Raw genomic sequence first — 21,115 nt, forward strand, 5'->3', positions numbered from 1 at the left:
GGTCGTCGAAGATCCGGCACTCTTGAAAATGGGGACCTTTGCAGCGTTGGCAATTGCGATTCATAACTTCCCGGAAGGAATTGCTACTTTTACATCGGCACTCCAGGACCCGTCGCTGGGAATCGCCATTGCTGCGGCTATCGCAATCCATAATATTCCAGAGGGGATTGCTGTCTCAGTTCCTGTCTATTATGCCACTGGGAGCAAGAAGAAGGCTTTTAAGCTCTCATTTTTATCAGGGCTGTCAGAGCCAATCGGCGCATTTGTGGCATACTTGATTTTAATGCCATATTTAAACGATGTCATGTTTGGTGTCATTTTTGCCGCAGTTGCCGGGATAATGGTGTTCATTTCTCTTGATGAATTATTGCCGGCTGCCAAGAAGTATGATGAAGCCCATACCTCTATTTATGGTCTTGTGGCAGGGATGGCCGTCATGGCGCTCAGCTTGCTGCTGTTTTTATAACTAAAAAAGCAGTCTCCATCACTGATGCAAGTGAAGGGAGCCTGCTTTTTCAATTTACATTTTAATGCCCTGTACCCTTGTCAAAGTTGCTGCCGCTGACATCGGCAATATTTTCTATAGCCACTAATGCATTCGGGTCGATATCTTCCACAATCGAACGGAGCGTAGATAATTCAATCCGTGTTACGATGGTATAAATGATTTTTTTCGGTTCTCCAGTAAAAACACCCTGGCCCTGAATATAGGTCATTCCCCGCCCCAATTGCTTCAGGAGCTCGGCAGAGATTTCTTCAGGCAGATCAGAAATGATCGTAACCGACTTCAGCTCTTCCATACCTTCCACAACGATATCAATCATTTTATAAGCAATATAATAGGTGATAATGGAGTACATGGCTGTTTCCCAGCTGAAAACGAGGAAGGCCGCAAGAATAAATATAAATACGTTGACAATCATGATAAATTGGCCTACAGACACCGGTCGCTTCTTGCTGACCAGGATGGCGATAATTTCTGATCCATCCAAAGCACCGCCAGTTCTGATCACAAGGCCGACCCCTGTACCGAGAATGACAGCGCCAATGACTGTGGCTAAAAATAAATCATTGGTTACCGGCTCAAAATGGTGCAGGTAAGCGGTACTGGCAGATAAAACTATAACACCATATAACGTATGTATCGTAAATTTCATTCCTATTTTACGGAAGCCAATATAGAGAAATGGCAGATTTAGAACAATCAGGAATATACTCATGGTCATCCCGGTCAGTTCAGCAGCGATAATGGAAAGACCGATAACCCCGCCATCTAGAATATTATTGGGAACGAGGAAAAACTCAAGTCCTGCCGCTGCAATCACCGCACCTATCGTGATCATGATGAGCTGTCTAATCTCTTTTAATACCCTTTTTTTCTTTGTCATTGCCAATATGATCAAGCCCTTCTTTATTAAATACTTTCATATTATAGCACTTGTTTAGAAAAATCTTTAAGCAGGAACCACTTTAATGCAAAAAAAAGGAAATAAATACCTAAATGTTGAATGTAATTAATCGGATTAAAAAAAGCGAGGTAAATATATGACTGCTGTTTATGTGGATTGGGGCGGAGCAAGGATAAAATTAACCTGGAAGGAGGCAGCATTTCCTCCAGATAGAGAATTTATAACCAGCGCCCATGGGTTTTGCTTTTTAGAAGGAAAGGTTTTATTAGTGAATTTGCAGGACCGGGGGTGGGATATTCCCGGAGGACACATTGAAAAAGGTGAAAGCCCAGAACATTGTTTTAAGAGAGAAGCTAAGGAAGAAGGTTATGTGGAAGGGCAGTGCACACAAGTGGGATATATTATTGTGGACCATACCGAGAATCTGCTGTGGAATGAAAGAAGTGTATATCCCAAAATAGGCTATCAAGTATTTTATCATATGAATATAGAAAGGATGCTCGACTTTGAAGCCCGGTACGAGTCATCAGAAAGGATGCTGGTCGATCCTCTGCAAATAGCTGATTTTTCCGAGGGATGGCATGAAACACTTGCTCAGGCTTTGAATGCAGCAATGAAAAGATTATTTGGTGAACCATAAGGAAAAAGAGCAGACCTGCTCCTTTTTCCATCATGATCCGTTTTTATTCTGAGCCAACTTTTTTCGGTCTTTTGTGCCGGGCGGCTTTTCCATCCAATGATTTTTAATCATAATGTCTGCTCCCGTTTTGGCATATTTGGCAATTTCAATGGACAAGCGTTCATAATTCATGGCCAGATCGCTGCGCTGGCTGGCAGCTGCTGCCGTCGCATAATTTCCGGTTCCCGCTGCACTGATTAAACTCATATGGAACATTATCAGCTTATCTGAAAAAGTCTGTGTAACCGAATTGCTGACACTGACATCAGGCAGACGGGGGGTTGGAATATCATTTTGCAGCAGAATATCTGTAAAGATTTTAATATGTTTATTAGCTATTTCCGCACCTCTGAGCATAAAATCTGAAACCTCTTTTACTGGTGAGGTCTGAGCAAAACTGAGGCTTAAGTTTACCCCCATGGCATTGGTCATGACATTCATATATAGATGTGATATTTCTATAGCATTTAATGGTCTTTTATTGGACAAAGGATTCAGCCCGCTTAAATAACTCTTGCTGTCTATATATTCAGTCATAGGGGGTGTTTCAATAGAAGGGTGCCTTGCCAGCAGGCCTTTGGTAAGGGCAATCCGGGTTGACTTATTATATAGAACGGAAGTTTCATGAAGCCCATTTGTAAAGTAGTCACATATGTCTTCCCGTGAACTCATAGAGAGAAAGCCGCCATAAGAAATAAGACCTGTCCGAGCCATATGGTTTATATACGTTAAACAGAAAATATCAGAAAAGAGCCATGGGGCAGACATCATGACATCGTTATCAGAAAAACCATTTGGCACCGGCAGCTCACTCTGCTGAAAGAACCTGGCAAGTTTTTTTAAATGGGTGACGGTCAAATCATATGCGTATTGGACTGCTCCTTTAATTTCTTTGTCCTTCAGATCTTTAAGCATAAACCCTAAAATGCACTTAGCCATGCTGTCATTCATATAGGAAGTCCATAAAGATGCAATTTCAGCTGCTGTGAGCCGTGTCTTATTCTTCTGCATTGGATTGCCTCCATCTTACGATTAATAACTATGATTGATATTTTTTCCTTTAATGTGGTTCTTATTCTTATTTGTAAAGACTGGATTAAGAATCAAGATCAGCTTTGGAAAGGAGTCTGATTATTTGAAAAGAATTATGGTGATTGGGATTTCAGCAGGCGCAGGAAAATCAACATTTGCCAGAAAATTGGGTGAGAAAACAGGCATTGAGGTACATCATCTGGATGCTGTATTCTGGAAGCCCGGCTGGGTGGAAAGCGGACTTCAGGAATTTTCGGATGCACAGCGTGAACTTGTGAAAAAACAGCATTGGATTATTGAAGGCAATTACAGCAATACTTTTGAAATCAGAGCAGCTGCGTGTGATACAGTCATATATATTGAACTTCCCCTGTATGTCTGCCTGTACAGGGTAATGAAGAGGTGGCTGACCAATCTTGGTAAAACACGGCCTGATATGGCAGCCGGGTGCAAAGAGAAAATGGACTGGAAATTTATAGAGTTCATTCTGACAACTTACGGATCCCGCAAAAAGAACATGGCTGAACGGCTTGACAGATTTGCAGCAGAAGGTAAAAAAGTTATAGTACTGAAAAATAAATTGGATATTGATTCATACATAGAAGATTTTGATTTTAAGACAAACAATGCTTCATAGAATACAAAAACCCCTGCATTTTTGCAGGGGTTATTCTTTACTGATTTTCGAAATATTTACCCGGCCTGAAAAGAAGACGGCACCGCCGCCCATATCGGCAAGCCGGTCCGGAGTCAGCGAATTGACCTGATGTTTTGTTCCTGGGGCGTCTGCCCATATTCCCTGTGAAACAACAGTACCAGGAAGGACAAGGTCTCCAACTGCCGCTTTGAGTTCGCATTCCCCCCGTTCATTCCAAATTCGAATCAGTTCACCATTTTTTATTTCAGCAATTATAGCATCTCTTGTATTTATGTGAAGACGCGGTTCCTTCTCCATCGCTGCATGCTTTGTATTATTTGAAAAAGTTGAATTCAAAAAGTTATGGTTCGGTGCAGGCACAAACAGAAAAGGGAATTTATTTTCTTCCTTCAGCGGTATGTATACCGGCAGAGGAGGAAATCCATCATCTTTCATTCTCTGCGAGTATAATTCTATTTTTCCGCTGGGCGTTTGCAGCCTGCCAGGAAAAAGCGGTTTTACCCTCGCTTTGATAAACTTGTTTTTCTTAAGGGAGTCAGCATTGATTTCCCCAATAAAGGGGTTTGCTGGAAAATTTAATGCGGCATCCATCATTTCTTCTTCCGTTTCTTTAAATACAGCATCATGAAAGCCCATTCCTTCTGCAAGAAGCCGAAACACTTCGACATTAGATTTTGACTCGCCGTATGGTTCAATGACTGGCTCCTGAATTTGCATGTAATGGTGCCAATAGGAGGAATAGATATCCGTATTCTCAAAAGAAGAAGCCGACGGCAGTACAATATCAGCATACTTGGCTGTTTCGGTTAAGAACAGATCATGGACAACAAGGAACAGATCCTCCCTCAGCAGCCCTTGACGTACTTTATTCCCTTCTGGTGCAACAACAGCAGGGTTGGTTCCATAGACGTACATAGATTTAATCGGTTTTTCCTGTTCAAGCAGTGCCGAACCAATCCTATTCATATTAATGATGCGTGTATCCTTTTTGTGCAGGAGGTCAGGCCTTTGAAGAGCTCCAGTATTAAAAGTGAGAAAGCCGGAGTTTCCCTTAATGGCACCGCCGCCTTTTAAGAGCCAGTGGCCTGTAATGGCAGGCAGACATGAAATGGTGCGGATGCACATTCCGCCATTGTCGTGATGCTGTGGCCCGTTGCCGATTCGGATAAAAGCAGGGGAAGCCTTTCCATACATACGGGCTAATTTATAAATATCATTTTTCGGCACACCTGTTATGCCTGCTACTGTTTCAGGATCATAATCCTTCACATGTTCACGAAGTTCCTGGTGGCCAACCGTGTACTTTTTCAGAAAGTTCTCATCCGCCAAATTTTCGGCAAACAAGACATGCATCATGCCAAGGGCCAGAGCAGCATCAGTGCCGGGAGTGATAGGTATAAACCAGTCGGCCATTTTGCCAGTCTGGTTTTTATGGACGTCAATCACGACGATTTTCGCACCGCTTTTTCTTGCTTTTTGTGCGAGAACCATTTGATGCATGTTCGTGCTGACTGCATTAATGCCCCATAGAATAATGAGCTTTGAATGGATGGTATCCTCCGGATCTATTCCAAAGCTCCCGCCCATTGTATATGTATATCCAGCAGTACCGGCAGATTGACAAATCGTCCTGTCAAGGCGTGTCGCTCCGAGTTTATGGAAGAAACGACGGTCCATTCCTTCTGCGTTTAATCTGCCCATATTTCCGTAGAAACTATATGGCAGGATGCTTTCAGGGCCATTCTTGACAATTAGGTCCTTCCACCTGGAGGTGATCGTTTCTATCGCCTCTTTCCACCCAATCCGTACAAAGTGGCCATCACCTTTGGTGCCAGCTCGCTTCATTGGATATTTGAGCCGATTTTTATCATAGATCCTTGATGGCATGTTGCGGACCTTATTGCAAATATTTCCCTGTGTTACGGGATGACTGGGATCTCCTTCAATTTTTACGATTTTTCCTTCTTTTTTATGAACGAGAAGGCCGCATTGATCGGGGCAATCCAAGGAGCACACGGATGGGAAAACACCATTTAAGGATTTGCTGTAAGAGTTCATGTCCACATACTCCTTCCTCATTGTATTTCGATCATAACATAAAATTCAGTTTATTTGATGGCCGTCTGAAGGCATCCAGCAAATTTCTATAATGAAACACCAAACCTCATATTTGAAACTATGCTTTGAAAAAACTTATGTAAAATAGGTTTGATAGATACGATTGGTTCAGAATACATCCGAGCAGGTGAACAGGGAAATGGCGCTAAAAATTGCGATTGTAGATGATCATAAGCTCTTCAGAGAAGGGGTCAAACGGATACTGGAAATGGAAGAGGACCTAGAAATAGTTGCTGAAGGGGCAGATGGCCGTGATGCTCTCATTATAGATAAAAATTATAAGCCTGACGTTATGATTATGGATATCGATATGCCTAATATGAATGGCATCAAAGCAACGGATAAGCTGAATGAAAACAAATCAAAAAGCAAGATCATTATTTTATCTTTTTACGATGATGAAAATTATGTCACGAGGGTGCTTCAGAATGGTGCAGCCGGATACCTGCTTAAGGATATTGGTGCAAAAGGGTTAATCGAAGCCATCAGGATCGTTGCAAGCGGCGGCAGTTATCTGGATCCCAAGGTTACGCAAAATATTATTAAGGAATACAAAAGACTTACAGAAATGAATTCACGCAGCAATCATGCTTCAAGTCAGAACTATCAGCGCCCTCTGCATATATTGACTCGCCGCGAATGCGAGGTGCTGCAGCTGCTGGCTGATGGGAATAGCAATACTGGCATCAGTAAAGCACTTTTCATTAGCGATAAAACGGTTAAAAATCATGTAAGCAGCATTTTGAGAAAGATAAAAGTTCATGATCGGACACAGGCTGTCCTTCTTGCCATCAAAAAGGGCTGGGTCAGAATCAGTTAGAGCCAATGATGTAATTTCAAAATTAAGGCATGTTCTCCTGAGCATGTCTTTTTTCTCGTTGAGCAGCAATAATGGATGAGTAAGCAGAGACGGTAATAGAAAAGATAACTTTGAAGAGCTTGAAAGTTAGGTGATAAAATGAATCGGTTTTATAAACGCTATTCAGATTTAATCTTTCATTTGCTCAGTGAAAATAAATGGATCAGTTTAGCTCAGCTGGCAGAACGAACAGGTTTTTCAAAAAGCACGATATGGCGTGATCTGGAATTCCTGGACACTATACTGCCGGAGGATTGGAAGCTGGAAAGGCATGAGGCTTTTGGCGTTAGGCTGAGAAAACCTGAAAGCGGGACTCTGGAGAGCATTTTAAGAGAAATTCGCGATAAGAATACTTATTTCCATACGTTAAAGCTGATTTTATTAAGCGATGGAATAGATATTTCTCTGATATCCAATGAGGTGCATATAAGCCGTTCGACCGCATACCGCCACATTGAAAAGCTTCAGGAGGTTCTTCAGGAATCACAGCTTACTTTAACTTCGAGTCCTTTCAAAGTAATCGGTGATGAAAGAAATATCAGGCGTTTTATCATGCAATACTTAGATTTAATGAGCTTTAAACCGGAAGCTGAGAAGGATTGGCTGTATTCCGGGGATTTTCAGTCGGCGTTGCTGGAGCAGACCTCGAGCTATTCGATGACTCTCCGGACAGGAGCCGTTCAACGCCTCAAAATGATCTTATATATTTCAAACCTGCGTATGTCTATGGGCTATTTTGTTTCATTTCCAAAAACTTTGGTGGATGCATATAAGGAAAGTAAATTTTTTCTATCTGCTAAGGAAATAGTGCATTTTATGCCTAAAGCCAATATTCCTTCCAGGGAAACACAGCTCCAGGAAATACTTTTCTTTGCCATTTATTTAATGAGTGAGGAAAGGCCGACGAATAGATCGGAGCATCTGCGTTATCTCCGCAGGAGAAGGATAGGCGAAAGGGAACATCCTTTTTCTGTCTACTTAGAAGACCTTTCGAATATTGCTGGCTTCAATTTAACAGATGATGATATCTTTCTATTTCACATTTACCAGACATTCAAGAGAATTTATCTTGAAAAAGAATTAAATACCGAAACACTCCATAGCTCAATGATGCAATATCTTCCATATTATGAGACTAATCCACTTTTCAAAACAATAGAGGACCTGGGAGTCAAAACATTCTCGAAAGTCCCCCTTATTTTTAAAAAGCTGGATGTTCTTGAAATCTTTACTCTTCTCCAGGCTGCTATTCTGCGAAAGAGGAATAGGCATGTAATACAAGCTGCGCTTGTATGCCGGACATATTATGAAAAAGATTATATTAGGGAAGTGCTAAAATATCATTTTGGAAAACAGCTTTCTATATCAACACTTGATTCATCAAGCATCGATTTAATATCAGAATATGAAGAGTTTGATCTGGTCATATCAACCGATTTTGATCATTCTTCCAAGCTTAAAGGGGATCTGCCGGCCATAAATGTTTCTGCATTTCCGACAGGATCAGAGCTTATGGAAATCAGGCAATTCATTCATGATCATTTTTTAAAACAAATGGACCTTGACGAAGAGATGATCTATCCCTATGAAAAGCAGGATGAGACATACAAATAAGGAGACGCCTTCAAGCTGGAGGTGTTTTTTTATTTATTTTTTAAAACCTGTTGAATTTGATAATCATTATCAATTAAAATAAAGTTAGATGATAATCGTTTTATTACATACACAGTTTTGATTTTAAGGAGGCGAGGAGTTGATCAAAAACCCTCAAGTATCCGTCCGCACAATGACTGACCAGAACTTAACCGACTTTATCCGGTGTCCCTATAAATTTTATTACACACATATTGAAAAGAAAAAACATCCTCTCGGCTGGCGTCAGGCCATTCAGCATATTATCAATAAGGTCGTTTCATCCTATTTTCAGCTGCCGCAAAGCCATCGGACCCCTGCAAATGTGCTGACGCTTATCGATCAATATTGGGGAAGGCTGGAGCTGCGCATGTTTGATTCCCAGCTCCAATATTATATGGCTGCAGCTGCCGTAACAGATGGATTAATGAGAAACTTAAGCAGTGAATCTGAAATAGCTCAGCCGCTGTTTTTGTATGAAAAGTTTAAAATGAATCTTAAAGAGCTGAATGCAGATCTTTCTTTAACTTTTGATGTCGCGGAATGGCAGCAGGATTCTTTTATAGTGAAGAAATTCCTGGTGGATGCTGATGAGCAAATGCTTGAGCTTTATTGTCATTTAACAGTGGTTTTTTCAGAAAAGGTATTTGGAATAAGGCCGGCCAGGATTGAGGTCGTGACATTAATGGATGGAGAGAAGCATGTATTCACTCCAAATAAAGCTAGCCTGGAAGCGGGATTAAACTATCTTCAGATGCTGAAGACACTTCTCGAAGACACAAAGCTGTTTTCGGATTTGTACAATATGAATGAGTGTCCTGCCTGTCCTTTTCAGGGAGTCTGCGACAGGGATGAAAAGAATGAGAGAAAACAAAAATACTTATGCTAAAAAGGGCGCCTGGGGAAAACCAGGCGCTTCTGCTGTTTATGAACATCCAGAACCGGTTTAAGGTGAATGTATTTCCATTGCTTTTAAATGAATTTCCCGCTAAAGTTTTTACAGGGATGTTAGATAGAAAGGTTGCGATTCTTCTTTGAATATACTTATTACAGGTGCAAACGGTTTTTTAGGGAAAAAGCTTTCATTAAAGCTTTTGGAACAGGGGCATGAACTTTATTTATTAGTCAGGAGCAGAAAGCGGCTGGATGCCTTCATGCAAGGCGATGGGAGCGATTTTTCCAGACAGATTCATATATTGGAAGGCGATGTTACAGAAGAGCATCTAGGATTAAATAGAGAACTGGTGAATTCAATAAAAGGAAAGATGGATGCTTTATACCATAGTGCAGCACTTCTATCGTTTGATGAAAAGGATCGGGATAAGACTTTTAAAGTAAATGTCGGAGGAACAGCAAATGTTCTGAATTTTGCTTTGGAAATAAATTGTCCAAAAGTTTTATATATCAGTACGGCCTATACGGTTGGAACAGAGGTGTTGGGGGCGGAGGCTCTTTACTCTGAGGACAGGCGTTTTGTAAATCCCTATGAAGCTTCCAAGTGCGAGGCAGAACACCTCGCGTTTACATTCCGGGATAAACTGGATATTGTTATTCTCCGTCCCGGTATTATCATTGGTGATTCCAGAACAGGTGAAGCTGATACAAACTTCGGCTTATATGGATTTCTAAAAGGCATCAAGATCTTAAAAAAGCGGGCCATCCGAAGACAAGACGGCCAAAGCTGCAGAATCTATCTGGATCCTGACGTTGCCCAGAATTTTGTGCCAGTGAATTATGTAATAGATACACTGAATGCCGCCTTGATTCATGCAGAAAATGGCGGGATTTTCAACATTACAAATCCAAATCCGCCTCTGCAGTCAGATGTGTACGAAATAGTAAAAGAGGTCCTGGATTTTCCGCAATTGGAAATGTGTGTCCATGGATCATTTGCAGAAATGACGAACGAGGAAAAGGCTTTTCATGATTCGATGAGCATTTTCAACAGTTATTTCCAGCGGACCATTGATTTTCCATCAGACAATACTGAAAAGCTGCTGGCAGATGCAGGGGTTCCCATGCTGCAAATGGACCGAGATGTATTAACAAGAATAATAGCAGGATATTTGCTCGATAAAGCGAGTATATCTTCCTGACGAAAGAAAAGACCGGGGATTTGAATTCCCGGTCTTCATTTATTCATTCATCCCTGTTCCCCTCATTTTATGGGCATCTGCTTCAAGTGGAGCTTTTAAAAGCTTCCGGTGCTTAATTTCCATAGTCTGAATTTGTTTTAATTCCTCAATTAAGTCATGGATGGAGAGAATCTCATATAGAATGGCTGTTTCAGGCTGGACATGGTGGTGTGTGCGGGGTTTTAAACCGCCCGCAGGGTTCAGCTGCTTTTGCTCAATAAACCACTGTGTTACTTCGCTGATTTTTTTATGATGGCTTTCTGTAATAAAAAATCCCGGGTCATACAGGCTGTCTTTTATATCCTCAAGAACAGCAGCGCCAGTCTTTTTCCTGTCCTCCTCCAGCTCCGGCAGGCCAGCTGGCAGAAAGATCAAGTTTCCCACGTGATAGGTAATCTGCCTTAAAACAGTCAGTTTTTTATATTCATAATGAAAGTCGCGCATATCCTCACGGCTAAATCGGTGATACCTATATTCAGCCTTTTGATAATGGCATAAAGTTTCCGTTTTATCGATATCTTTAATAAGTCTTTGAAATTCTGAACGGACAGTGCCATCAGATCCCTGTGAATAAAAAATTTCAAGGCCTCTTTTATGTAAAATGTCACCGGATCGTCTGTAAAGGGCATGTATGTTTTTTATAATTGATTTTGAGTAATTGGGAGGCATGATAAAAAAGTTAACTGCTGTGGAAACGACAATTCCGGTAGTAGTAGTCCCCAATCGAATGAAAAAAGAGGACAGATAATGGTCCTGTACCGTTGAAATCATTGCGACACCCGTCAATGTAGCCACAAGCATTCCATCATGAAGCTTCAGCTTATGGCAGACGATGATTGTCGCAAGCGATACGGAAGCATAACTGTACGGGCTGTCTCCGAATATGAACGTAAATAATACAGCAAATCCCGCACCAATGGCTGCCGCCGGAAACCTGACATATGCTTTCCGAATGGAGTCCGCAACAGTGGGCTCAATCGTAACGATGGCCGTAATCACAGCAAACATGGCTGGCCAATCCAGCATATGGCAAATAAAAGCTGTTATAAAAACAGCCAGTCCGGTTTTGGCTATTCTTCCTCCAATAAATTTATATGGAATAGTCTGTTTCATACATAATCCTTCTTTAAATCTATGGTTTCAATATAAATTAATATTAGTGCAAGAAACTAATAAGAGCAAATGTGAATTTTCTGATAAAAAGAAAATATCCCGGTGACATGATCTGATAGTATGTTAAAATAGACAACTATAAAGTAAAAATATTGAATATATATATAAGATTTTTCGGACTTTGAGGAAGGGTGAGTTTGAATGTCAATTGAAAGCGTGAAAGCCCATTTTAAAAAGTGGGATCGGGAACAAGATGTTATGGAGTTTGATTCTTTAAGCGCAACAGTGGAACAGGCTGCAGAAACAATCGGTGTCTGTCCTGCACAAATTGCCAAGACTCTATCCTTCAGGGGTGATGGGGATGAAGCAATTCTTGTGGTGGCAGCAGGCGATGCCAAAATTGATAACAAAAAGTTCCGGAAAACGTTCGGTTTCAAAGCCCGGATGCTTTCAGCGGAGGAAGTACTCGAACAGACCGGCCATGTCGTAGGAGGAGTATGTCCATTTGGATTGAAGAATGACCTGGATGTATATCTGGATGAATCTATGAAAAGATTCGAGACCCTTTTCCCTGCATGCGGAAGCAGCAATTCCGCCATTGAGCTGACACCTGCTGAAATTAATACATATTCAGATGCAAAAGCCTGGGTGGATGTTTGCAAGGACTGGGAAGATGAGCTGATCATTGAGCGGCCACTGGAAAAAATAACGAAATAGAAGTCATATTTTCGTGCCGAAATCAAAATAGTGTTGTATTATTATAATTATTATTGAATAAATATATAGATTTGCGGATTAGGAGAGCAGATAATTCATGGGAAAGAATCTGATTATTAAACAAATTGATGAACTTCAAGATGACTTTTATAGAATAAGCACTTATATCGGTAACAATCCCGAACTGGGACATGAAGAGTACAAGGCATGCAAAGTATTGACAGAGGAGCTTGAAAAGCATGGTTTTTCTGTAGAAATCGGCACCTGCGGTTTACCGACTGCATTTATGGCAGCTTATGATAGCGGAAAAGAAGGTCCTGTGATTGGGTTTATGTCTGAATACGATGCACTGCCCGAAGTAGGGCATGCATGCGGTCATAATCTGATCGGAACGATGGGGATTGCTGCAGGAATAGGACTAAGTAAAGTGATTCATGAAACTGGAGGAAAGGTTGTTGTCTTCGGCACGCCTGCAGAGGAGACGAAAGGCGGTAAGGTGACCATGGCCGAAGCTGGTATTTTTGATGTTTTGGATGCAGCGATCATGGTTCATCCCCTTGACAATTATGTGAAGAGCGGGACATCACTGGCAATGGATGCCATTCAGTTTGAATTTTTTGGAAAATCAGCGCATGCAGCTGCCAGCCCGCATTTGGGAATTAATGCATTGGATGCTGTCCTGCAAACGTTCAGCAGCATAAATGCTCTGCGCCAGCATATCAAACCTGATGCCAGAATCCATGGCATTATCACGGAGGGGGGCAAAGCTGCAAACGTGGTTCCGGACTATGCGGTTGCCCAATTTTATGTTCGTGCAGCCAAACGTGAGTATGTGAATGAACTTGTAGAAAAGGTCAAGAAATGTGCAGAAGGGGCAGCTCTGCAGACTGGTGCCGAAATGAAGTGGTCATTTTATGAATTCTCTTATGATGATATGGTTACGAACAGTCCTTTATCAGAAGCATTCAATAAAGAACTGATTTCTCTTGGTGTGAATGAGGAGGAAATTCTGGAACAGAAGGACGGGTCAGGTTCTCTTGACATGGGGAATGTCAGCCAGGCGGCACCTTCCATTCATCCTTATATTAAAATCTGCAACGAGGCGTATGCATGCCACACACATGAATTCCGCGAAGCTGCTATGAGTGAGCAGGCTAGAGAAGCCATGATCCTTGGAGCTAAGGCAATGGCACTTACGGGGTATGAAGTGTTAACCAACCAGGAGCTTTTAAAACAGATTAAAGAGGAATTCGAGTCAAACAAGACATTAGCTTAAATCCAAAATAAGGCCATGATCCATAAGAAGCATGAGGATCATGGCCATTCTATTATGATAAACTATTCCATTCTGAATACAGTCCGGTTCCATTGCAGCCCTGGCAGTCGAATTGGTTTGCATGATAAGCGAATTCATTCCCCGGATAGAGTGAAAAACCTCTGCCGTAACAGTCAGGACACTTATTTTCTTCCTTCATGCGATTGACATGATTTTGATATCTGCTTTCGCGCCATTCATTAAAGGCATTCAATAATCCCATCTTTTTCACCTCAGCCATTTTTTCCTTATTTTGAATAAAATGGGCAGATTTTATACACTTCGCTGCTATAGTATATGAATAAAGTGGGACTAGTGTGAAAAAAGCTTGTTCAAAAATGGCTATTTTTCCTTAGGGTGCTTCCATTTTTCTTCGAGTGCTTCGATAAAAATGCTGACATTCTTTTTTTCCTGCATGATGGGGGATAGAACATAGGAAAGAGTGCGTTTGAATTCCTGATTTTTCACTTTGATTATAGACAGGTTATTTTGTTTAACATCCCTTTCGACGACGCTTCCGGAAAGTATGCTTATTCCCAGCCCATTGATGAGTGTTTCTTTTATCCCCTGATTGCTGCTGATCGTTAAGAGTGATTTCACCTTAAGAGCATTTGATCTTACAACATGATTAAAATACTCACGGGTTCCTGACCCGTTTTCCCTCATGATCCATGCCTGATCTTGCAGGTCAGCAATGGTTGCTTCTTCTTTTTGCACCAATGGATGCTGGTTGGAAGCCACTATAAATAATTCATCCTCTAAAAAGGGAGTCACAATAAGCTCTCTTTCATTTGTCTGGCCCTCAATAAGCCCAATATCCACATGATGGGAACGGGTTGACTGGACAACTTCCTCTGTGTTGGCAATCGTCACCTGAAGATTCAGCTCAGGATACTGATTTTGCAGATCAAGCAGCAGGGGAGGCAGGATGTATTCCCCTATAGTGAAACTGGCCGCAATTTTCAGATCACCTTTAATGGTGTTTTGCTGTTCTAAAATTTCCTGCCTGGTTTGCTCGTAAATGGTAATCATCTGCTTGGCCCGGTCATATAATATTTCACCTCTGGGCGTAATTTTCAATTATTTTGGAGAGCGTTGAAATAGTTTGGTCTGAAATTCCTTTTCCAGATTTTTAATATGCAGGCTGACACTGGGCTGTGACATAAGAAGGAGCTCGGCCGTCTTCGTAAAGTTTTTCACTTCAGCCAATGTGACGAATGTTTTTAACGCATCATAATACAAAATATCACCCTTTCTATAATTAGTAATATTAATAGCTGCGATAATTAATATTTATTTTACTAATGAAATATCATTCGGTAAAGTAATAGATATATATTTTTTGCGTATAAAACCGACTTTTTTTATAGGAAAAGAGGAAATTTAAAGAAATACTATAAAACCAGCCTTTTGCGCTGGTTTGCGAGGTGGAATATGTTGCAACTTCAGGTAATAAACAGTCCGTTTAATCAGGAGCAGGCAGAGCTCCTTAATCGTCTGCTTCCGACTTTGACAGAGACACAATCCCTCTGGCTGAGCGGGTATCTTGCCGCGATACAGTCTTCATCATTGCAGGCTGCCCCGGCAGTGGAAGAACGTCCCGCACCTGCAGCGGTACCGGCCATTCCAAAAGAAGTAACCATCTTATTTGGATCACAAACCGGTAATGCCCAGAATCTGGCCAAAAAAGCTGGGAAAACACTTGAGGAGAGAGGCTTTCAAGTAACGGTTTCAGCAATGAGTGACTTTAAGCCAAATAATCTTAAAAAGGTTAAAAATCTGTTAATTGTCGTAAGTACCCATGGTGAGGGAGATCCGCCGGACAACGCTTTGACATTCCATGAATTTGTTCACGGAAAAAGGGCACCAAAACTGGAAGACTTCCGATACTCTGTTTTGGCTCTTGGCGACAGCTCATATGAATTCTTCTGCCAAACGGGAAAAGATTTTGATAAACGCCTCGAGGAGCTTGGCGGAACAAGAATAACGCCGAGAGTAGATTGTGATCTTGATTTCGAGGAGCCAGCAGCAGTGTGGGCGGAAGCCGTTTTAGCCGGATTGAGCGAAGGAGAAAGCAGCAGTCATTCTACTGCAGCTTCCGTTTCAGCTTTATCTTCAGCACCTGCCGAGTCAGTCGATTCCCGGTCCAATCCTTTCCGGGCAGAAGTTCTCGAAAATCTGAATCTCAATGGACGCGGCTCCAATAAAGAAACCCGCCATCTTGAGATTTCACTGGAAGGTTCCGGGCTGACTTATCAGCCTGGTGACAGCCTTGGGGTATACCCTGAAAACGATCCCGAATTGGTTGATCTGCTTTTAGCTGAGATGAGCTGGGATCCCGAGGAAACAGTCAGAGTCAAGGAGGAAACAGTAACGTTAAAAGAAGCGCTTACCGCTCACTTTGAGATTACTGTCCTGACCAAACCGCTTGTTGAAAAAGCTGCAAAGCTTTCTGGAAATGAAGATCTGCACCAGCTTGTGTCAGACAGCAATCAACTGAAATCCTATATGGACGGGCGGGACTTAATTGATTTAGTCCGTGACTTTAAACCATGGAACAGTTCGGCACAGGAGTTTGTTTCTATACTGCGTAAGATTCCTGCGCGTCTTTATTCCATTTCCAGCAGCTTTGAGGCGAATCCCGATGAAGTTCATTTAACAATCGGTGCTGTCCGCTATGATGCCCATGGCCGTGAACGAAAAGGTGTCTGCTCCATTTTATGTGCGGAACGTCTCCAGCCTGGCGATACACTGCCAGTATTTATTCAGCACAATGAAAACTTTAAACTGCCTGAAAATCCGGACACACCAATCATTATGGTTGGTCCTGGAACCGGAATTGCACCATTCCGCTCATTTATGCAGGAGCGTGAAGAAAAAGGCGCTGATGGGAAATCATGGCTATTCTTTGGCGACCAGCATTTTGTGACTGATTTTCTGTATCAGACTGAATGGCAAAAATGGCTCAAGGATGGAGTCTTGTCGAAGCTGGATGTCGCTTTTTCCCGTGATGATGATGAGAAGGTATACGTTCAGCATAGAATGCAGGAAAATAGCAAGGAATTATTCCAATGGCTTCAGGAAGGCGCAGCCGTCTATATCTGCGGTGATGAGAAAAACATGGCTCATGATGTCCATAATACACTCATAGATATTATTGAAAAAGAAGGCGGTATGAGCCGCGATCAGGCTTCAGAATATCTTGCCGGCATGCAGAAAAATAAACGCTACCAGCGCGACGTATATTGATTTGGAAGGAAAGGAGTTTTACAGCATGGTAAACCCAAACTTAAAAGCACCGGATGGCCCTCCGAGTGATGTTGAGGGAATTAAGGATCGAAGCAACTATTTGCGCGGAACGCTGGCGGAAGTTATGCAGGACAGGATCAGCGCCGGAATTCCCGATGATGATAATAGATTAATGAAGCACCACGGGAGCTATCTGCAGGATGACCGGGATCTGCGGAATGAACGCCAGAGGCAGAAGCTTGAGCCTGCCTACCAGTTTATGCTCCGGCTTCGTCTTCCTGGAGGCGTCGCAACACCAGAACAATGGCTTGTCGTGGATGATTTAGCCGAAAAATATGGCAACGGCACCTTAAAACTGACAACACGCCAGACCTTCCAGATGCATGGAATCCTTAAATGGAATATGAAAAAGACAATCCAGGCAATCCATTCGACCATGCTTGATACAATAGCGGCATGCGGCGATGTGAACCGTAATGTAATGTGTATTTCAAATCCCGATCAATCGGAGATTCATTCGGAAGTGTATGAGCTGGCAAAGATGCTAAGTAACGATCTTCTTCCTCGTACACGTGCCTATCATGAAATATGGCTTGATGAAGAAAAGGTAGCCGGCTCTCCTGAAGTGGATGAAGAAGTTGAGCCGATGTATGGCCCGCTTTATTTGCCCCGCAAATTTAAGATTGGGATAGCTGTGCCGCCTTCCAATGATATTGATGTCTTTTCACAGGATCTCGGCTTCATTGCCATTGTGGAAAACGGCAAACTGGCAGGTTTTAACGTGGCAATCGGCGGCGGAATGGGCTTCTCCCATGGAGATAAGGCGACCTATCCGCAGCTTTCAAAAGTAATCGGCTTTGTGACACCTGATAAGATTTACGAAGTGGCTGAGAAGGTAATTACAATCCAGCGCGATTACGGCAACCGCTCAGTCCGGAAAAATGCCCGTTTTAAATATACGGTTGACCGCCTTGGTCTGGAAACAGTTATTGTAGAGCTGGAGAATCGTCTGGGCTGGAAACTGGATGAAGCTCGCGGATTCAAGTTTGATTCCAATGGAGACCGCTACGGCTGGGTAAAGGGTGTCCGCGGTAAATGGCATTTTACGATGTTCATAGAAGGCGGGCGTGTGGCGGACTTCGACGGATATAAACTAAAAACAGCATTGCGGGAGATCGCCAAAGTTCATAAAGGTGATTTCAGGCTGACTGCCAATCAGAACCTGATTATCGGAAGTGTGCCAACAAAAGATAAGGCAAAGATCGAGGCGCTGATTAATGAATATGGCTTAACAGATGGTAGCCGCTATAGTGCATTGCGCCGCGGATCCATGGCCTGTGTGGCCCTGCCGACATGCGGTCTGGCAATGGCAGAGGCAGAGCGCTATCTTCCTGGATTGGTCGATAAAATTGATGAAATCGCCGATAAAGCAGGCCTGCGGAACGAAGAAATCACTATCCGCATGACCGGCTGCCCGAACGGCTGCGCGCGTCACGCACTCGGCGAAATCGGCTTTATCGGCAAGGCGGTCGGCAAGTACAATATGTATCTCGGGGCAGCATTCGACGGCAGCCGCCTCAGTAAAATGTACCGCGAAAACATTGGCGAAGAAGAAATCCTGAACGAGCTGCGCGTCATCCTGCCACGCTACGCCCGTGAACGTGAGGATGGCGAACATTTTGGCGACTTCGTAGTCCGGGCGGGGATTATTGAAGCGACAACGGACGGGACTAATTTTCATGGTTGAGGTTGAGAAAGACGGGGCGGGGGCCCTGTCTTTTTTTCTTTGTGTGCAGGAGCCGAGCGCACGTAAATATTTCTATCCGCACATATTTTCTGCCTATGCGCACACAAAAAAGTCTATCCGCACATAAATTTTGGCTATCCGCACATAAACATTCCCTTCTGAGTTTTTCTTAGAGGATTTGAAGGAGCAATGTAGAATTTTTTAGTATTAAACAAGAATGGAGTGAAAAAATGATCCTCAAAGAACGAAAAATCCCTCTTTTAATCCTTAAAACAGAAGCTCTCCTCCGCAGGCTTCCAGCTCATCACCCAAAAATCCCTATCATTAACGAAGAACTGAATAAAAGACTTGCAGGTTATAAAGGAGAAGCTTCATTGGATTTTCCTCTTGATTTTCTAGATAGTAAGGAATATATTATCCTTCATGATCTCCGCCTGCCAGATAGTGATCGCTTTTTCCAAATTGATACTCTTATACTTACAAAAAAGTTTGCTTTAATACTTGAAGTGAAAAATATAACAGGTATCTTGCATTTTGATACAGTATATAATCAATTAATTCGTATAAAGAATGGAAAAGAGCAAGTTTTTCCCTGCCCTTTAATTCAGGTTAATAGACAGGCATCACAACTTAGAAGGTGGTTTAATGCCAATGTCAGCAAAGAAGGTTTACCGGTCAATTCTTTTGTAGTCATAAGTAATCCGCATACAGGAATTAAAGTTATTCCTCCTCATATTGACCTCAGCCATAAAATTATACACCGAAATACTCTTCCTATAAAAATTGAGCAAATAGAAAAGTCCATAAATAGAGAAATCAGTGAGAAACTCCTTAAAAAGATCATTCGCTTATTAAAAAAGCAAAATACAGAGCTGGAAAGCTCAATACTATCAAGATTCCAGATCAATCAATCTGAAATACTTACGGGTGTATTCTGCCCTGCCTGCAGCTTTCTGCCTCTCGAAAGAGTAAGTCGCACCTGGAGATGTCCCAGATGCAAGATTACCAGCAAAGAAGCACATATGAAAGCATTGCATGACTACAGCCTTCTGCTGGGGGCTGCCATCACGAACAGGGAGCTCAGAAACTTTCTCCATATCTCTTCTTCCTATACCGCAACCCGACTCCTCCAATCCCTCAATCTACCTGAAACTGGCGCTTATAAAAATAAAACATATACACTCATACTCCCCGAAGAAACAACAGTAATTAAAAGAGGTATTTAATAGTAAATGTCGAAACATTTAGATATCAACACACCTGCCAAAGGAGGAATTTTCATGCCAAACGAGGAAATGCTTTTGATTCCGGGACCTACACCTGTTGTGGATTCGATTTATGAGGCAATGTCACAGGAGACAAGGGGACATACGGATCCAAGGTTTGCCGCTGTTTATAAGAGTGCGATAGAGAAAACGAGGGAGATGCTGAAGACGGATGGAGAAGTGTTTGTGATCTCCGGCTCCGGGACGATTGCAATGGAAATGGCTCTGGTCAACACGGTGGCAGCTGGAGAAAGGCTTTTAATTATAAGCCAGGGCTTCTTTGGTGATCGTTTTCAGCACTTAGCAAAGGCGTTCGGAATCCAGGCAGATATCATTCAGTCTGACTGGGGAAGGCAGGTTGACCCCGCAATTATTGAAGAAAAGCTTGCCTCTCATTCCTATAAAGCTGTGACCATTACTCACGCTGATACTTCTACTGGTGTTGCGGCTGACTTGGATACATTAGTGCCTATCATTAAAAAGCACGGGGCTCTTGTCATTTTGGATGGGGTCTGTGCAACAGCAGCAATGGAGGAGGATATGAGCAAGTCATATGGCGAAGGGAAGATTGATGTCGTTTTGACAGGCTCACAGAAGGCGATCGGTGTCCCCCCAGGACTGGCAATTGTAGCATTTAACCAGACGGCGCTTGCTGCCCGCGAACAAATGGAACGGGTCCCTGCCTATTATTGCGATATCTATAATTGGATTCCCATTATGCATGATCCGCAAAAATACTTTGCCACACCTCCAGTGAATCTGATTTATGCCTATGATGAGGGCATGAAACTGGTCCTGGCTGAAGGAATGGAACATCGATACAAGCGCCATGAAGCATACGGCAAAGCTGTTCGGGCAGCACTTGCTGAGTATGGTATGAAGGCAATTGCCGACGAAAATGCCGCTGCAGCAACTCTCAGCTGTATCCTTTATCCTGAAGGAATGGATGATGCTGAATTCCGTGCATCCCTTGCGAAAAAAGGTGTCATTGTTGCCGGAGCACTGGCTCATCTTGCAGGAAGAGCGTTCCGAATTGGCCATATGGGGAATACGACTGAAGACATGCTTGAAAAAGCCATTGTGCTGATCGGTGAAACCATGAATGAAATGGGCTTTGAGGCAGATATTCAAAAAGCTGCTGATAGGTTTAGAGAACTGGCATTGCCTGTTGCTTAATAAGGAGGGAA

At 42.5% G+C, this 21,115-nt stretch carries 18 protein-coding genes and 1 pseudogene; 13 read left to right on the forward strand and 6 right to left on the reverse strand.

Going from position 1 to position 21,115, the window contains the following annotated elements; genetic code table 11:
• On the forward strand, positions 1-466 hold a 466-nt coding region (gene zupT, locus ACEQ1T_RS06665), incomplete at its 5' end, for a zinc transporter ZupT (protein WP_370222171.1).
• Positions 467-527: 61 nt separating this feature from the next.
• Here the strand turns inward: zupT and ACEQ1T_RS06670 are convergent.
• The gene (locus tag ACEQ1T_RS06670) at positions 528-1,388 is read right to left on the reverse strand and encodes a YitT family protein (protein WP_206843974.1); all 861 of its coding nucleotides are present in this window, start codon (positions 1,386-1,388) and stop codon (positions 528-530) included.
• Positions 1,389-1,545: 157 nt separating this feature from the next.
• Between ACEQ1T_RS06670 and ACEQ1T_RS06675 the strand changes: the two genes are divergently transcribed.
• Positions 1,546-2,049, forward strand: a complete 504-nt coding sequence (locus tag ACEQ1T_RS06675; RefSeq protein ID WP_206843627.1) for an NUDIX domain-containing protein — start codon at positions 1,546-1,548, stop codon at positions 2,047-2,049.
• 30 nt (positions 2,050-2,079) lie between these two features.
• Here the strand turns inward: ACEQ1T_RS06675 and ACEQ1T_RS06680 are convergent, their stop codons facing one another.
• The gene (locus ACEQ1T_RS06680) at positions 2,080-3,099 is read right to left on the reverse strand and encodes a DUF3231 family protein (RefSeq protein ID WP_206843629.1); all 1,020 of its coding nucleotides are present in this window, start codon (positions 3,097-3,099) and stop codon (positions 2,080-2,082) included.
• A 124-nt stretch (positions 3,100-3,223) separates the two neighbouring features.
• On the opposite strand from ACEQ1T_RS06680, the gene ACEQ1T_RS06685 reads away from it, so the two are divergent.
• Positions 3,224-3,757 (forward strand): topology modulation protein, encoded by a 534-nt coding sequence (locus ACEQ1T_RS06685; RefSeq protein ID WP_370222172.1) that lies wholly within the window; start codon positions 3,224-3,226, stop codon positions 3,755-3,757.
• A 30-nt stretch (positions 3,758-3,787) separates the two neighbouring features.
• Here ACEQ1T_RS06685 and ACEQ1T_RS06690 read toward each other — a convergent pair whose 3' ends face one another.
• Complete coding sequence (locus ACEQ1T_RS06690; RefSeq protein WP_370222173.1) at positions 3,788-5,836, reverse strand: molybdopterin-dependent oxidoreductase; 2,049 nt, start codon at positions 5,834-5,836, stop codon at positions 3,788-3,790.
• 199 nt (positions 5,837-6,035) lie between these two features.
• Here ACEQ1T_RS06690 and ACEQ1T_RS06695 point away from each other — a divergent pair, with 199 nt between their 5' ends.
• The 4 genes from ACEQ1T_RS06695 to ACEQ1T_RS06710 all read left to right on the forward strand — a co-directional run bounded on the left by ACEQ1T_RS06695 (position 6,036) and on the right by ACEQ1T_RS06710 (position 10,483).
• On the forward strand, positions 6,036-6,716 hold the full coding sequence (locus ACEQ1T_RS06695; RefSeq protein ID WP_206843636.1) for a response regulator transcription factor: 681 nt from the start codon (positions 6,036-6,038) through the stop codon (positions 6,714-6,716).
• A 138-nt stretch (positions 6,717-6,854) separates the two neighbouring features.
• Positions 6,855-8,369: a helix-turn-helix domain-containing protein gene (locus ACEQ1T_RS06700; protein WP_206843644.1), complete on the forward strand. Its 1,515-nt coding sequence runs from the start codon at positions 6,855-6,857 to the stop codon at positions 8,367-8,369.
• Positions 8,370-8,508: 139 nt separating this feature from the next.
• On the forward strand, positions 8,509-9,276 hold the full coding sequence (locus ACEQ1T_RS06705) for a hypothetical protein (RefSeq protein WP_370222175.1): 768 nt from the start codon (positions 8,509-8,511) through the stop codon (positions 9,274-9,276).
• Positions 9,277-9,421: 145 nt separating this feature from the next.
• Complete coding sequence (locus ACEQ1T_RS06710) at positions 9,422-10,483, forward strand: SDR family NAD(P)-dependent oxidoreductase (RefSeq protein ID WP_370222176.1); 1,062 nt, start codon at positions 9,422-9,424, stop codon at positions 10,481-10,483.
• Between the two features lie 39 nt (positions 10,484-10,522).
• On the opposite strand, the gene ACEQ1T_RS06715 is transcribed toward ACEQ1T_RS06710, so the two are convergent.
• The gene (locus ACEQ1T_RS06715; RefSeq protein WP_370222178.1) at positions 10,523-11,635 is read right to left on the reverse strand and encodes an aromatic acid exporter family protein; all 1,113 of its coding nucleotides are present in this window, start codon (positions 11,633-11,635) and stop codon (positions 10,523-10,525) included.
• A gap of 201 nt (positions 11,636-11,836) precedes the next feature.
• Between ACEQ1T_RS06715 and ACEQ1T_RS06720 the strand changes: the two genes are divergently transcribed.
• Both ACEQ1T_RS06720 and ACEQ1T_RS06725 read left to right on the forward strand, forming a co-directional pair.
• A complete protein-coding gene (locus ACEQ1T_RS06720; protein WP_370222179.1) occupies positions 11,837-12,352 on the forward strand; it encodes a YbaK/EbsC family protein in 516 nt (171 codons plus the stop codon).
• A gap of 97 nt (positions 12,353-12,449) precedes the next feature.
• Positions 12,450-13,628, forward strand: a complete 1,179-nt coding sequence (locus ACEQ1T_RS06725; RefSeq protein WP_370222181.1) for a M20 family metallopeptidase — start codon at positions 12,450-12,452, stop codon at positions 13,626-13,628.
• Positions 13,629-13,680: 52 nt separating this feature from the next.
• On the opposite strand, the gene ACEQ1T_RS06730 is transcribed toward ACEQ1T_RS06725, so the two are convergent.
• A complete protein-coding gene (locus ACEQ1T_RS06730) occupies positions 13,681-13,890 on the reverse strand; it encodes a methionine aminopeptidase (RefSeq protein WP_113881403.1) in 210 nt (69 codons plus the stop codon).
• Positions 13,891-14,009: 119 nt separating this feature from the next.
• Positions 14,010-14,909, reverse strand: a pseudogene (locus ACEQ1T_RS06735) (LysR family transcriptional regulator).
• Positions 14,910-15,104: 195 nt separating this feature from the next.
• On the opposite strand from ACEQ1T_RS06735, the gene ACEQ1T_RS06740 reads away from it, so the two are divergent.
• The 4 genes from ACEQ1T_RS06740 (at position 15,105) to ACEQ1T_RS06755 (ending at position 21,104) form a co-directional block, all read left to right on the forward strand.
• Positions 15,105-16,916, forward strand: a complete 1,812-nt coding sequence (locus ACEQ1T_RS06740; RefSeq protein ID WP_370222196.1) for an assimilatory sulfite reductase (NADPH) flavoprotein subunit — start codon at positions 15,105-15,107, stop codon at positions 16,914-16,916.
• 25 nt (positions 16,917-16,941) lie between these two features.
• On the forward strand, positions 16,942-18,663 hold the full coding sequence (gene cysI / locus ACEQ1T_RS06745) for an assimilatory sulfite reductase (NADPH) hemoprotein subunit (protein ID WP_206843695.1): 1,722 nt from the start codon (positions 16,942-16,944) through the stop codon (positions 18,661-18,663).
• A 230-nt stretch (positions 18,664-18,893) separates the two neighbouring features.
• A complete protein-coding gene (locus ACEQ1T_RS06750; RefSeq protein ID WP_370222183.1) occupies positions 18,894-19,889 on the forward strand; it encodes a nuclease-related domain-containing protein in 996 nt (331 codons plus the stop codon).
• 54 nt (positions 19,890-19,943) lie between these two features.
• Positions 19,944-21,104: an alanine--glyoxylate aminotransferase family protein gene (locus ACEQ1T_RS06755; RefSeq protein ID WP_370222184.1), complete on the forward strand. Its 1,161-nt coding sequence runs from the start codon at positions 19,944-19,946 to the stop codon at positions 21,102-21,104.
• Positions 21,105-21,115: the final 11 nt, after the last annotated feature.

It is taken from the genome of Cytobacillus sp. (assembly GCF_964223445.1).
Classification (GTDB): domain Bacteria; phylum Bacillota; class Bacilli; order Bacillales; family Cytobacillaceae; genus Cytobacillus.